This window comes from Vibrio sp. B183 (genome assembly GCF_000740665.1).
Lineage (GTDB): Bacteria > Pseudomonadota > Gammaproteobacteria > Enterobacterales > Vibrionaceae > Vibrio > Vibrio coralliilyticus.
This window is the reverse complement of record NZ_JPQB01000013.1, coordinates 1-13,135: the sequence shown is the minus strand read 5'-3', so window position 1 is coordinate 13,135 and position 13,135 is coordinate 1. Positions and strand designations below refer to the sequence as shown.

Annotated in this window: 12 protein-coding genes; 10 read left to right on the top strand and 2 right to left on the bottom strand. The window is 46.2% G+C overall.

Features of this window, described 5'->3' with window-relative positions; genetic code table 11:
* Positions 1–177: 177 nt before the first annotated feature.
* Positions 178–2,181 (top strand): NADPH-dependent 2,4-dienoyl-CoA reductase, encoded by a 2,004-nt coding sequence (locus IX95_RS13780; protein WP_038160973.1) that lies wholly within the window; start codon positions 178–180, stop codon positions 2,179–2,181.
* Positions 2,182–2,251: 70 nt separating this feature from the next.
* Here IX95_RS13780 and purU read toward each other — a convergent pair whose 3' ends face one another.
* Positions 2,252–3,085, bottom strand: a complete 834-nt coding sequence (gene purU / locus IX95_RS13775) for a formyltetrahydrofolate deformylase (protein WP_006959303.1) — start codon at positions 3,083–3,085, stop codon at positions 2,252–2,254.
* 195 nt (positions 3,086–3,280) lie between these two features.
* On the opposite strand from purU, the gene IX95_RS13770 reads away from it, so the two are divergent.
* From IX95_RS13770 to rnd, 8 genes are all read left to right on the top strand, one after another.
* Entirely contained in the window at positions 3,281–3,481 is a 201-nt protein-coding gene (locus tag IX95_RS13770; RefSeq protein WP_006959302.1) for a hypothetical protein, read from the top strand.
* A gap of 121 nt (positions 3,482–3,602) precedes the next feature.
* Positions 3,603–5,528, top strand: coding sequence for an ATP-dependent DNA helicase (locus IX95_RS13765; protein ID WP_038160970.1), 1,926 nt, complete (start codon positions 3,603–3,605; stop codon positions 5,526–5,528).
* A 12-nt stretch (positions 5,529–5,540) separates the two neighbouring features.
* Positions 5,541–6,242 carry a tRNA (adenosine(37)-N6)-threonylcarbamoyltransferase complex dimerization subunit type 1 TsaB gene (tsaB, locus tag IX95_RS13760; RefSeq protein ID WP_038160968.1) on the top strand — a complete coding sequence of 234 codons (702 nt, stop codon included), beginning with the start codon at positions 5,541–5,543 and terminating at the stop codon, positions 6,240–6,242.
* Between the two features lie 20 nt (positions 6,243–6,262).
* On the top strand, positions 6,263–6,565 hold the full coding sequence (locus IX95_RS13755) for a hypothetical protein (protein ID WP_006959299.1): 303 nt from the start codon (positions 6,263–6,265) through the stop codon (positions 6,563–6,565).
* A 19-nt stretch (positions 6,566–6,584) separates the two neighbouring features.
* Positions 6,585–7,142: a Slp family lipoprotein gene (locus IX95_RS13750; RefSeq protein ID WP_038160966.1), complete on the top strand. Its 558-nt coding sequence runs from the start codon at positions 6,585–6,587 to the stop codon at positions 7,140–7,142.
* Positions 7,139–7,996 (top strand): alpha/beta fold hydrolase, encoded by an 858-nt coding sequence (locus IX95_RS13745; protein WP_038160964.1) that lies wholly within the window; start codon positions 7,139–7,141, stop codon positions 7,994–7,996. Before IX95_RS13750 ends, IX95_RS13745 begins: the two co-directional genes overlap by 4 nt.
* A 110-nt stretch (positions 7,997–8,106) precedes the next feature.
* Positions 8,107–9,795 carry a long-chain-fatty-acid--CoA ligase FadD gene (gene fadD / locus IX95_RS13740; RefSeq protein ID WP_038160962.1) on the top strand — a complete coding sequence of 563 codons (1,689 nt, stop codon included), beginning with the start codon at positions 8,107–8,109 and terminating at the stop codon, positions 9,793–9,795.
* A 99-nt stretch (positions 9,796–9,894) separates the two neighbouring features.
* Positions 9,895–11,010, top strand: a complete 1,116-nt coding sequence (rnd, locus tag IX95_RS13735; RefSeq protein ID WP_021455307.1) for a ribonuclease D — start codon at positions 9,895–9,897, stop codon at positions 11,008–11,010.
* A gap of 53 nt (positions 11,011–11,063) precedes the next feature.
* On the opposite strand, the gene IX95_RS13730 is transcribed toward rnd, so the two are convergent.
* Positions 11,064–12,623, bottom strand: coding sequence for a SulP family inorganic anion transporter (locus IX95_RS13730; RefSeq protein ID WP_019277913.1), 1,560 nt, complete (start codon positions 12,621–12,623; stop codon positions 11,064–11,066).
* A 402-nt stretch (positions 12,624–13,025) separates the two neighbouring features.
* Here IX95_RS13730 and IX95_RS25915 point away from each other — a divergent pair.
* The coding region (locus IX95_RS25915) for a transposase (protein ID WP_200876927.1) at positions 13,026–13,135 on the top strand (110 nt) is incomplete at its 3' end.

Here is a 13,135-nt window from a genome sequence, read left to right as displayed (position 1 = left end):
AGGTCTCAGCGAACTAAGACCTTATAAATACAGATATGTTACATCCTACTTAAACTAGTATATCTGAACAACAGCAAGATTGATCGGTGTTACAAAAATGTAAACGCTTGTTTGATTTTTATTACAACTCGCCGTATTGTGGTCAGACCAGAATAAAATAACAAAGTGATGTCTGCCATGTACCCAAACTTGTTAAAGCCGTTGGATCTAGGATTTACTCAGATTAGAAACCGAGTCTTGATGGGCTCAATGCACACTGGTCTGGAGGAACACAAAGAAGGTCTCGGAAAACTGGCTGCTTTTTACGCTGAACGCGCGAAAGGTGGTGTTGGTTTGATTGTTACCGGTGGTTTCTCGCCTAACCTACGTGGTCGTTTGCACCCATTTAGCGCGGAATTCAGTAAATCCAAGCATGCCAAAGCGCACAAAGTCGTGACGGAAGCTGTTCACGAACATGGCGGGAAAATCGCTTTACAACTTCTTCATGCAGGGCGTTACGCCATGCACCCATTTTCGCAAAGTTCTTCTGCCATAAAGGCACCAATTGCTCGCTTCTCTCCAAGTGAGATGAGTACTCGACAGATCCACAAAACCATTGATGCATTTGCTAACAGCGCCAAGCTGGCACAATCAGCAGGCTACGATGGTGTCGAGGTGATGGGGTCAGAAGGTTATTTGATCAACCAGTTCATCTGTAAACGAACCAACATGCGTTATGACGAGTGGGGCGGTTGCTACGAAAACCGCATGCGTATGCCATTAGAGGTTGTGCGTGCAATTCGTAAGGAAGTGGGTGAAGAGTTTATCATCATCTTCCGCCTTTCTATGCTGGACTTGGTTGAGGAAGGCAGCACGTTTGATGAAGTGATTACTCTGGCAAAAGAGCTTGAGAAAGCTGGGGTGACCATTATTAATACCGGTATCGGCTGGCATGAAGCAAGAGTCCCGACTATCGCAACTCAAGTGCCGCGAGGAGCCTTTACTTGGGTGACGGAAAAAGTGCGCCCACATGTCAATGTGCCGATTGTCACCTGTAACCGTATCAATACGCCAGAAGAAGCTGAGCGTATTCTCTCGGGCGGTCACGCTGACATGGTGTCCATGGCGAGACCTTTCCTTGCCGATCCGCATTTTGTCATTAAGGCTGAAAATAAACAGTCGCATTTGATTAATACTTGTATCGGTTGTAACCAAGCGTGTCTGGATAATGTCTTTAAAGGCAAACGGGCGAGCTGTCTGGTCAACCCGCTTGCCTGTCGTGAAGATGAACTGAAAATTACACCTACCGATAAGCCGAAGAATATCGCTGTAGTTGGAGCTGGTCCAGCTGGCCTTTCATGTGCGACGACTCTGGCGAAACGAGGCCACCATGTTGATCTGTTTGAGCGCAATGACCGAATCGGTGGGCAGTTCCGCTTAGCCATGCAGATTCCGGGTAAAGAGGAATTCCGCGAGACCATTCGTTATTTTGCCAATCAGATTGATGAAACAGGCGTGAAGCTACATCTTGAAACGGATGCCAACTTTGACCTATTGGCCGAGTATGATGAAGTAGTCATGGCATCGGGCGTGGAGCCGCGTAAAGTCAAGATTGACGGGATCGACAACCCAGATAAAGTGATTGATTATCAGACGCTAATTAAAGAGAAAACTTACGTTGGTGAGAAAGTTGCGATTGTTGGTGCGGGTGGCATCGGTGTGGATGTCGCAACCATGCTGACAGAGCCAGCTGGTCACAATTTAGACGATTGGCTGCATGAGTGGGGAATTGATAAAGAGATCGCGCATCCGGGCGGTTTGTACCCTTATCCTGAATCCCTAAGCGAAAAAGATGTTTGGGTTCTGCAGCGCCGCAAGGGCAAAGTCGGTAAAGGGCCGGGTAAAACCACGGGTTGGATTCATAAACGTACACTTGAGAAGCGTGGCGTGAATCTGGTGGGTGGTGTTAGCTACGACAAGATTGATGATACTGGTCTGCACATCAGCCATGATGGCAAATCTGAGTTACTTGAAGTGGATAAAGTAATCATCTGTGCGGGTCAGGAGTCGGTGAGACCTTTTGAGGACCAGTGGCAGCAGTTTGGTGACAAGCTTCATATCATAGGAGGCGCCGATCATGCCGGTGAGTTGGATGCTGTTCGTGCTATCAGACAAGGTGTTGAACTGGCTGCGAAGCTTTAAGTAGGTTCGAATAAAGTCCTGAAATTAAAAAGACCTCCAATGGGAGGTCTTTTTGCATTTAGATACAAGATTAAAGAATCACAGTCTTGTTGCCATAGACAAATACGTGGTCGTTTATCACCTTATTGAGTGCTTTGCTGAGTACATTCTTCTCAACATCTCGTCCTGCTTGTGCCATATCTTTCGCGCTAAAGTTATGATCGACCGGAATCACGTCTTGCTTAATGATTGGCCCTTCGTCGAGGTCATTAGTGACGAAGTGCGCTGTTGCACCAATGATCTTAACGCCTCGCTCGTAAGCTTGCTGGTAAGGCTTCGCGCCAATGAAAGCGGGCAGGAAGCTATGGTGGATATTAATGATCTTATGGTGATACTTTTCGACGAATGATGGTGTTAGTACGCGCATGTATTTAGCCAGAACCAGATAGTCCGCATTGTACTGATCGATGACTTCAAGCATCTTCTGTTCATGTTCTTCACGGTTTAGCCCTTCGTGAGACACATGATGATATGGAATATCAAACTTTTCAGTCAGGCTCTGTAGCGTATCGTAGTTGCCCACCACTGCCGCAATATCGACATCCAGACTGCCGTCGTAGTTTTTCATTAGGATATCACCAATACAGTGCGCTTCTTTGGTGACGAGAATGACAATGCGTTTACGGTTTGGGCCAATCAACTTTCGTTTAGCGCCTTGAGGCAGAGCCTGGTCGAGATCGGCAAGGAAGGTTTGATCATTGAAGTAACCTTCCAGCTCAGTACGCATGAAGAAATGGCCGCTAGTATTATCGACAAATTCATTATTGTGGATGATGTTGAGTTGGTGCTTGTAACAGATATTGGTGATCTTAGAAATCAAGCCAGGTGCATCTGTACAATGAGTGAGCAGTGTTTTCTTTTCCATTGGGTTAAAACTTCCGTGAATTATTTTTTTCGTATTCTGAAATTTTTGCCGGGCGTTGAACGGTGAAGCGCCCCACAATATGGAAGCTACAATTAAACTAATATCAAGATGGTTTCAACAATTAATCCGAGTTAACCGATTAGCTCGGCGAATTTGTTTAAAAATTGTCAGATTTTAGCCCGACAGGTGGTACGTATGGATAAAGATCTACTAGCACGTAAGTTGTATTCCGAAAGAGTCAGTGCGCTACTAGGTGACCACGAAATCAATGAAGAGCTTCTCAATGAAATGTGGGAAAACAAAGCGTCGCCCAGTGAAGCAGCTCGAGCCATGATGGATAGTCAGAATGAGTTTGCTGGTCCCGCTTGGCTATCGCGTTATCTCAACCGTCGTTAACACAATTTACTCATAAATAAAGTGACCTATCGGCGCGGATCAGATTTGCATTCGCGCCAGGTCTTTAAACCTGCCATAATCCCTCGTTCCTAATCTTGTTCAACTCAAATTACAGCCTTTGATGATCTCTAAAACGTTCTCAGCAGATGGTGCTCTAGGTAAAGCGATTCCTGGGTTCCAACCACGACAGGCTCAGCTAGATATGGCTGAATCTGTGGTTAAAGCGATAAAAAGCGACCAGCAAGTGGTCATTGAAGCAGGAACCGGAACGGGGAAAACCTTCGCTTATTTGGTTCCAGCTTTACTGAGTGGCAAAAAAACCATCATCAGCACGGGCTCGAAAAACCTGCAGGAACAGTTGTTCCATCGTGATTTACCTTTAATGACCGATGCCTTGGGCTTTTACGGGCAAGTGGCGTTACTTAAAGGCCGAGCAAACTATTTGTGTTTAGATCGCCTTAGCCGCCAAATGGTAGAGAGTCATGGACATCATGCGGATCCAACACTGCTTAGCCAGTTGGTTAAAGTGCGCTCATGGGCGAGCGAGACCAAAAGTGGGGATTTAGGCGACTGTGACGAAATCGCTGAAGACAGCCCAGTGATCCCAACGATCACTTCAACCAACGACAATTGCTTAGGTAAAGAGTGCCCAAGTTATCAAGATTGCTTTGTTCTTAAGGCTCGCAAAAAAGCGATGGATGCGGATGTTGTGGTCGTCAATCATCACCTGTTTTTGGCAGATTTAGCGATAAAAGAAACGGGGTTTGGGGAACTGATACCAGAAGCGGAAGTGTTTATCTTCGACGAAGCTCACCAGCTACCTGATATTGCCAGCCAGTATTTTGGTCAGTCTCTGTCCAGTCGTCAGATACAGGAGCTTTCCAAAGATATTGAAATTGGCTATCGCACCGAAGCTAAAGACATGCGCCAATTGCAGAAGATCAGTGAGAAATTGCTGCAAAGTGCGATGGATTTAAGAATTGCTCTCGGCGAACCAGGTTTCCGAGGCAACTGGCGTGAAGCGATTCAGTCTCCCTCAATTGCCAGAGAATTAGAAAGATTACGTGAGTCGCTGGATTTTTGTCTCGAAGTGCTCAAATTAGCGCTGGGCCGAAGCCAACTGTTGGATACGGCGTATGAGCGTGCCAGCACGATTCAAGCAAGGCTTGAACGGATTTGCGAAGTTTCTATCACGGGATACTCCTATTGGTACGATACGACCCCGCGTCATTTTAGTCTTCATATCACCCCGCTTTCGGTATCAGATAAGTTTCAAGAACAGATCGAGCTAAAGCAAGGGGCGTGGATATTTACTTCTGCAACTCTGGGGGTAAAAGGGGATTTCGGACACTTTACTTCTCGGCTGGGTCTAAAACCTCAGACGGAAATGTCTTTGCCAAGCCCATTTGATTATCAAAGTCAGGCAATGCTATGCGTTCCGCGTTATCTTCCTGAGCCGAATAGTCCGGGGATGGCGGATAAGCTTGTTCGCATGCTCAGCCCTTTGATTGAACAAAATCAGGGTCGCTGTTTTTTCCTTTGTACCTCTCATAGCATGATGCGAGAGCTTGGTGAAAGGTTCCGTGAGTGCTTGAGTATTCCGGTGCTGCTGCAAGGGGAAACCAGTAAACAAAAAACACTGGCAGAGTTTATGGAGCTGGGTAATGCTTTGCTGGTGGCGACCGGAGCATTTTGGGAAGGGATTGATGTTAGAGGTGACACCCTGAGCTGTGTTATTATCGACAAATTACCTTTCACTGCACCTGATGATCCGTTGCTTAAGGCGCGGATAGAAGATTGCCAGCTTAAAGGCGGGGATCCATTTTCTCAGGTCCAGATACCGGATGCTGTGATTACCCTCAAGCAGGGGGTTGGTCGCTTAATCCGAGATAAGAAGGACAAAGGTGCGCTGATCATTTGTGATAATCGATTAGTAACGCGCGAATATGGCGGCGTATTCCTTGCCAGCTTACCTCCAATTCCCCGAACTCGGGATTTAGAGTTAGTGCAGGATTTCCTTAAACAAATTTCAGAAACAACCGAATAATCAGAGAATTCAATGAGCGCAAAAATTCTTGCCTTAGACACGGCAACAGAGAACTGCTCTGTTGCATTGCTAGTTAATGATCAGATCTATGTTCGCAGTGAAGTAGCACCGCGAGACCACACCAAAAAAATTCTCCCTATGGTAGATGAAGTGCTGAAAGAAGCGGGGATCACTCTGGCTGAACTCGACGCGCTCGCGTTTGGTCGTGGACCGGGTAGCTTTACAGGTGTCCGCATTGGCATTGGTATTGCACAGGGTTTAGCGTTTGGTGCTGACCTGCCTATGATTGGTGTTTCAACATTGCAAGCAATGGCTCAAGGTAGTTACCGTAAACACGGTGTAAGCCACGTGGCGTGTGCGATTGACGCGCGAATGAGCGAAGTCTACTGGGGTCGTTTTTCGCGTCAAGAAGATGGCACTTGGATGGCTACTGATGCCGAATGTGTTATTCCTCCTGCGGTTTTGGCTGAAAATAGCCAAAGTGATGAACAACGCTGGTTGACTGCAGGAACGGGTTGGGAAGCGTATCAGGAAGCGCTAGCTGGGCTGAAATTTGAAGTCGCGGCGGGAGAGGTTCTTTTCCCTGATGCGGAAGATATCGTCGCACTGGCGAAATTCGAATTGGAGCAGGGCAACACCGTGACGGTGGAGGATGCCAGCCCTGTGTATCTGCGTGATACCGTAGCATGGAAGAAGTTGCCAGGCAGAGAATAAGGTGTAATTAGACGGATAGTATGGTTTCGATTAATGGATTGCCTCCTTCGGTTCCGGGACCGAATAAGGCCAATAAAACCGGAAAAAAGAATGAGGTAAAAAAATCTCAGGAGAAGTCATCCGTTGGCCAGCCATCCAAAGTCGCCAACGCGGTGGCGCATTCTATCCGTCACGTAAATGAGTCAGACATTCATAAAGCTCAAGTGCAATACGACTTGCCTGAAGGGCAGGGCCGCAAAGCGATGGAAGAGTATATGAATGTGATGAATCAGTCTAAGCGTGATGAACTATCGCAGCTGTTAGGTGTCGATATTTATATATAACCCTTTTTGGTAAGTCCTTATGATGCCACGTGTTTTTAAACTTGTTTCTATGGCCAGTGTGCTTGTTGCACTTACCGCGTGCAGTACTCTTCCAGAAAACCTCGCGTCAGATAACCCAGACCTACAAACGGATTACTCCGGCTGGCAAGCTTCAGCAGCCAAAAAGCAAGAGTTGCGATTGGGTGGTGTGATTGCCAGTGTGACTAACCTGAAAGACAAGACGCGAGTGGAAGTCGTTAATTTACCCATCAGTTCCAATGGTAAGCCTGATATTGACCAAGAACCTCAAGGCCGATTCGTAGGCTACATCACCGGTTTCGCCGACCCAGTAACGCTGTCAGAAGGGCGATTGATTACCTTGCTCGGTGATAGCAGTGGCACTGAAGCTGCCAAAGTGGGTGAATATAGCTATGATTTTCCAGTCATGAAGATCAAGAGTTATCATCTTTGGCGAATTGAAGAGCGTGTGATTGTGCACGATGACTTTGGGCCATCAATGTACCCTTGCCGCAGTTTGTATTGTCGTGACCTCACCCGAGGTACCAGGCAGGGCAAGGTGATTCAAGAAGTCAAATGACCTGTAGAGACACACGTTACCCCTTAGCCGATGGTCACCTAGCCGCAATCGAATACGGTTATAGCCAGACAGCAGACTGCTCTATCGTTTTCCTTCATGGCTGGTTGGACAATGCCGCCAGCTTTGAATCCTTGATGCAAGAGCTGCATCAATCCGCCCCTTCACTGCACTTGTGCGCTATTGACCTGCCCGGTCATGGTTATTCTAGTCATAAGTCAGGCAGTAATTTCTACCCATTTCATGACTATATTGACGATGTTTATCAGTTTTTGGCTAACTTATCGCCAAACAGACTGGTGTTGGTTGGTCATTCTCTTGGTGCTTTGATTGCAAGTTGCTATAGTGCCGCCTTTCCTGAACAGATCAGTGGATTGGTTCAGATAGAAGGGCACGGGCCTTTGGCGGAAGAAGAGAGCGAAACGGTTTCTCGTTTGAGAGAAGGCGTTTTGAGTCGTCATAGAATTCGTAGCAAACCAACTAGAGCATTTGAGTCTGATGCCACTGCTGTTGATGTCAGGGCTAAGGTTAATCAAATTGCTTCTGACCTTATCAGACCCATCGTCCAGCGAGGATTGCTAAAGACCAATGATGGTTGGATATGGCGTCATGATGAGAAATTACAAAGCCAGTCTTTGTATCGCATGTCATTTGAGCATGCACAATCAATCAGCCGACAGATCACCTGTCCGCAGATTGTTGTGCTAGGCGAACAAGGTTTCTCCCACTTGCAGAAAACACAGGATAACACTCCTAATCCGGCCGAAATTTTTACGGTTGAGGGTGGACATCACTGCCATCTACAAGTCCCTTCTAGAGTATCTAACCTAATTTTTGGCTTAGTTAACAAAATTTAAACAAGTGTTTGAGTCTTTCGTGCTCAACCCCTTTGCCTGTGTTGTAATAGTCGTCAGTAAAAACACGGCGTTTCGTCGACAACAGTCAGCTTAATTCGAGGAGTATTACCGTGGATAAACCTTGGTTATCACGCTATCCAAGTGATGTGCCTGAGCATATCAACCCTGATCAATATCCGTCATTGGTGGAAATGTTTGAGCAGTCAGTACAAAAATATGCTGATCAGCCTGCCTTTATGAACATGGGCTCGGTAATGACATTTCGTAAGCTTGAAGAGCGTAGCCGCGCTTTCGCTGCTTACCTACAGAACGAACTTAAGCTGGAAAAGGGTGATCGCGTCGCTTTGATGATGCCAAACCTTCTACAATACCCAGTTGCACTGTTTGGTGTGCTGAGAGCAGGGCTGATCGCTGTTAATGTGAATCCTCTATACACGCCACGTGAGCTTGAACATCAGCTAAATGACTCTGGTGCGAAAGCGATTGTGATCGTATCTAACTTTGCTAACACATTAGAGCAAATCGTAGACAATACTCCTGTTAAGCATGTTGTACTGACCAGCTTAGGTCAGATGCTTCCGCGCGCAAAAGGCACATTGGTCGACTTCGTGGTTAAGTACGTGAAAGGAATGGTGCCTAAGTACGACCTACCAGGGGCGATTTCAATGCGTAAGGCGCTGCATAAAGGTCGACGCTTGCAATACGTTAAGCCTTTTATGTCTGACGATGATATTGCTTTCCTTCAGTATACTGGCGGTACGACAGGGGTTGCGAAAGGGGCTATCCTGACTCATAGCAATATGATTGCAAACATTTTGCAGGCCAAAGGAATGTACGGGCCGGTACTAAAAGAAGGCCGAGAAGTGGTTGTGACCGCGTTGCCTCTTTACCACGTATTTGCTTTGACGGTGAACTGCTTATTGTTCCTTGAACTGGGGGGACGTAACCTGTTGATCACTAACCCGAGAGATATCCCAGGTTTTGTCAAAGAGCTACAAAAGTGTCCGTTCACTGCAATTACCGGCGTAAACACGCTGTTCAATGCTTTGGTCAATAATGAAGATTTCCACGAGCTGGACTTCAGCAATCTGAAGTTAGCGGTAGGTGGCGGTATGGCCGTTCAACGTGCCGTTGCTGAACAATGGAAGAAGACAACAGGTGTACACTTATTAGAAGGTTACGGTCTAACCGAGTGTTCTCCTTTGGTAACGGTTAACCCATACGACCTTACCGAATACACAGGCGCGATTGGTTTGCCTGTCCCTTCCACTGAAGTTCGTATTGTTGATGATGAAGGGAATCCAGTACCGAATACTGAAGTTGGAGAACTGCAGGTTCGTGGCCCTCAAGTGATGCAAGGTTACTGGCAACGACCAGAAGCCAGTAAAGAAGTCATCAATGGTGAAGGATGGCTGTCTACGGGCGATATCGTTAAGTTTGATGATGATGGGTTGATTCACATTGTGGATCGCAAGAAAGACATGATTCTGGTTTCCGGCTTTAATGTGTACCCAAATGAGATTGAAGATGTGGTGGCACTGCACGGTAAAGTTCTGGAAGTTGCAGCCATTGGTCAGCCGCATGAAGTGTCGGGTGAGCTCGTGAAAATCTATGTGGTTAAGCGAGACCCAAGCCTGACGAAAGACGAGCTCATTGCTCACTGTCGCCAACACCTAACGGGCTATAAAGTGCCTAAGCTAGTTGAATTCAAAGATGAATTACCGAAAACCAATGTCGGTAAGATACTACGCCGTGTTCTGCGTGAAGAGAATGATGCAAACTTAGCAAAGGCTAGATAAAGTTAAAAATAAGCAGAACCAAGTGTTTAGTGTTAAAATGCCGACTAATACCAGTCGGCATTTTTATTTGCAGACCCCATCAGTCACAGTGAGAGCTTTGTGAATTATCAAATCATTACCCGCCCAGACCAGCTAGAAAAAGTGTGTGAACAAGCTAGAAATGCAGATGTCGTCATGCTTGATACCGAGTTTGTCCGAACACGAACCTACTACCCTCAGCTTGGTCTTATTCAGTTATTTGATGGTGAAACACTTTCTCTGATTGATCCAACAGTTATTGATGATATGACGGCGTTTGTCCACCTTCTCAAGGACACATCAGTATTAAAGGTTTTACACGCGTGCGGTGAAGACTTAGAAGTGTTTAACAACAGCTTTGGTTGTCTGCCTTACCCGATGGTGGATACCCAACTGATGGCGGCATTCTTGGGCCACGGATTGTCAACGGGCTTTGCTTCTTTGGTTGAGTCTTATCTTGGCGTAGAACTGGATAAAAGTGAATCTCGTACAGACTGGCTTGCTAGACCGCTAACGGATAAACAGCTCGACTACGCGGCCGCAGATGTCCACTATCTATTGCCATTGTATGAAAAGCTGCTTGAAGAAATTACTCAGGCTGGCTGGTGGGAAGCGGCTCAGCAGGAAAGTGATTTACTGGCTACCAAGCGTATCAAGTCACTTGATCCTGAAAAAGCCTACCTAGATGTTAAGGGCGCTTGGCAACTGAAACCGAGTGAGTTAGCTTTATTAAAGCCGCTTGCCACTTGGCGCTTCAAAGAGGCGATTCGCCGTGACCTAGCACTGAATTTCGTCTTTAAAGAACATGATCTACTTACTATTGCTCGTTTAGGCTTACAGAACAAACAAAGAATGGAGCAGGAAGGATTAGATATTCGTTCTGTGCAACGCCACAGCGCACGTATCATCTCGATTGTTAAATCAGCCAAAATGACGCCTGTAGATGAGTATCCGGCTAAAATTGAGCGTTTGATGGATATGCCAGGCTACAAGCAGAAGTTTAAAACCCTTAAGGATGAAGTGAAAAAAGCCTCTCAGGCTTCTGGGTTGGCGACGGAGTTTTTGGCGTCCAAGAAACAATTGAATCAGTTGATTAGCTGGGTATGGAAAAAAGATCGTGATCCATCAATATTACCGGATGTGATGCAAAGCTGGCGTTTGGAACTGATGGGTGAAAAACTCAATAAGTTGTTGTAAGTATTAGCGATAAATAAAAAGGGCTTCCAAATGGAAGCCCTTTTTTCGTCTGCTTAACCCGCTAGTACGTCGGTTGCGACTTTGTAGCTTGGGTCTTCTTTGACGTTAATCTCTACCAAGCTGCCTGCTTTGTCTAGAAGCTTACGACAATCTGGGCTTAAGTGGCGTAGGTGAAGCGTTTTACCCTGAGCAGAGTAGCGCTCAGCCAGTGTTTCGATAGCTTCGATAGCTGAGTGGTCGGTTACACGTGAATCAGCGAAATCGACGATAACATCGCTTGGGTCTTCATGAGCATCGAAAATCTCAAGGAAGTTCGCTACAGAACCAAAGAATACCGGGCCGTGAATTTTGTACTCTTTAGAACCTTCTGCGTTGATACTTGTATCGGCATAGATGTGTTTAGCGTGTTGCCAAGCAAACATCAGAGCAGAGGCAATAACACCAACGAAGACGGCAATAGCAAGGTCGGTCATTACCGTTACGACCGTTACGAGTACAATTACAAAGAAGTCTTGTTTTGGTACGCGACGAGCCAGTTTGAATGTTGCCCACTCAAAAGTACCGATAACCACCATGAACATCACACCGACTAGTGCGGCTAGTGGGATCATTTCGATAAGTGAAGAAGCGAACAGGATAAATATCAGCAGTGCAGAAGCAGCAACAATGCCTGACAAACGACCACGACCACCTGAGTTAACGTTGATCATCGACTGACCAATCATCGCACAGCCACCCATAGCGCCAAACACTGAACACGTCATGTTTGCCATGCCCTGACCGATACATTCACGGTTAGACTGACCACGAGTGTTTGTCATTTCGTCCAGAACAGTCAGTGTTAGCAGAGATTCAATCAGACCAATCGCCGCAAGAATGATAGCGTACGGGAGGATGATTTGTAGTGTTTCCAGTGTTAACGGTACTGCTGGGACAGAGAACGTTGGTAGTGAGCCTGCCAGTGTTGCTGCATCATCACCAGACATTGTACGTAGGAAATCGACAACTGTACGTGTTTCCAGATCTAAGCCTACTACCAAAGCTGTCACTGTGACGATCGCTACCAAGGATGATGGTACGGCGGTAGTGAATTTTGGCAGGAAGTGAATAATAGCCATGGTTAGCGCTACTAAACCCAGCATCAGCATCATTTGATCTTGAGGTAACCAAGTTAGCATGCCGTTAATGTCTGGCGCTTTGAACTGACCAAGCTGAGCTAGGAAAATCACAATCGCTAGACCGTTAACGAAGCCAATCATAACTGGATGCGGCACTATGCGGATGAACTTACCTAACTTAAATAGACCAGCAGCTACCTGAAGGATACCGGCAAGTAAGATGGCAGCAAAAAGGTACTGGACACCGTGTGATGCGACTAGCGACACCATTACGACTGCCATTGCACCTGTTGCACCAGAGATCATACCTGGGCGGCCACCAAAAATGGAAGTAATTAGGCCGACAATAAATGCTGCATACAGGCCAACCATAGGGTCGACACCAGCCACGAAGGCAAAGGCAACGGCTTCAGGAACCAATGCAAGTGCAACGGTCAGGCCTGATAACACGTCATTTTTTACAGAGTGTTTCGAAAATTGAGGGAATTCAAACATGCTTGCTCAGTTATGCTAAATGTTTACGGTTATTCTGAATACCAGAGAACGACAGATTTAAGTATAGGTTCTGGCTTAGTTTTCATGTGAGCAAAATGCGATGTAAAAGAGCACTGAAAACCAAGCGAATGATTCAGATCGAGTCGGCGAATGCTACCTAAAAGTGTGATTAAGTTCAACAAAGAAGCAGATATTGGCTAATATTTGTGACAAATAGTGAGAACAGTCATGCTCGTTACCATATACACATAAAAAAACAGCTCCATCATGGAGCTGTTTTTATTTTCTAGCCCTAAACCACCTTCTTTAGAAGGTGGTGATCGTTCTTTTGGGCTTTGCCCGAAGAACGCTCATGTTCAAGATGTCCTCGTTTGCAACCAACAAATGAAGGAAATAACGAACATGAGCAGATATGAATCCGCTTCACACGTTTATCATCGGTGCCAATATCATATTGTTTGGACACCTAAATATCGACTAAAGATTCTGAAAGGAAATTTAGGCAAAGAGCT

Coding starts and splice junctions, on each gene's coding strand:
- IX95_RS13745 (WP_038160964.1), top strand. CDS start 7,139: ATGACCTGTAGAGACACACGTTACCCCTTAGCCGATGGTCACCTAGCC.
- purU (WP_006959303.1), bottom strand. CDS start 3,085: ATGGAAAAGAAAACACTGCTCACTCATTGTACAGATGCACCTGGCTTG.
- IX95_RS13730 (WP_019277913.1), bottom strand. CDS start 12,623: ATGTTTGAATTCCCTCAATTTTCGAAACACTCTGTAAAAAATGACGTG.
- IX95_RS13770 (WP_006959302.1), top strand. CDS start 3,281: ATGGATAAAGATCTACTAGCACGTAAGTTGTATTCCGAAAGAGTCAGT.
- IX95_RS13765 (WP_038160970.1), top strand. CDS start 3,603: ATGATCTCTAAAACGTTCTCAGCAGATGGTGCTCTAGGTAAAGCGATT.
- IX95_RS13755 (WP_006959299.1), top strand. CDS start 6,263: ATGGTTTCGATTAATGGATTGCCTCCTTCGGTTCCGGGACCGAATAAG.
- IX95_RS13750 (WP_038160966.1), top strand. CDS start 6,585: ATGATGCCACGTGTTTTTAAACTTGTTTCTATGGCCAGTGTGCTTGTT.
- tsaB (WP_038160968.1), top strand. CDS start 5,541: ATGAGCGCAAAAATTCTTGCCTTAGACACGGCAACAGAGAACTGCTCT.
- IX95_RS13780 (WP_038160973.1), top strand. CDS start 178: ATGTACCCAAACTTGTTAAAGCCGTTGGATCTAGGATTTACTCAGATT.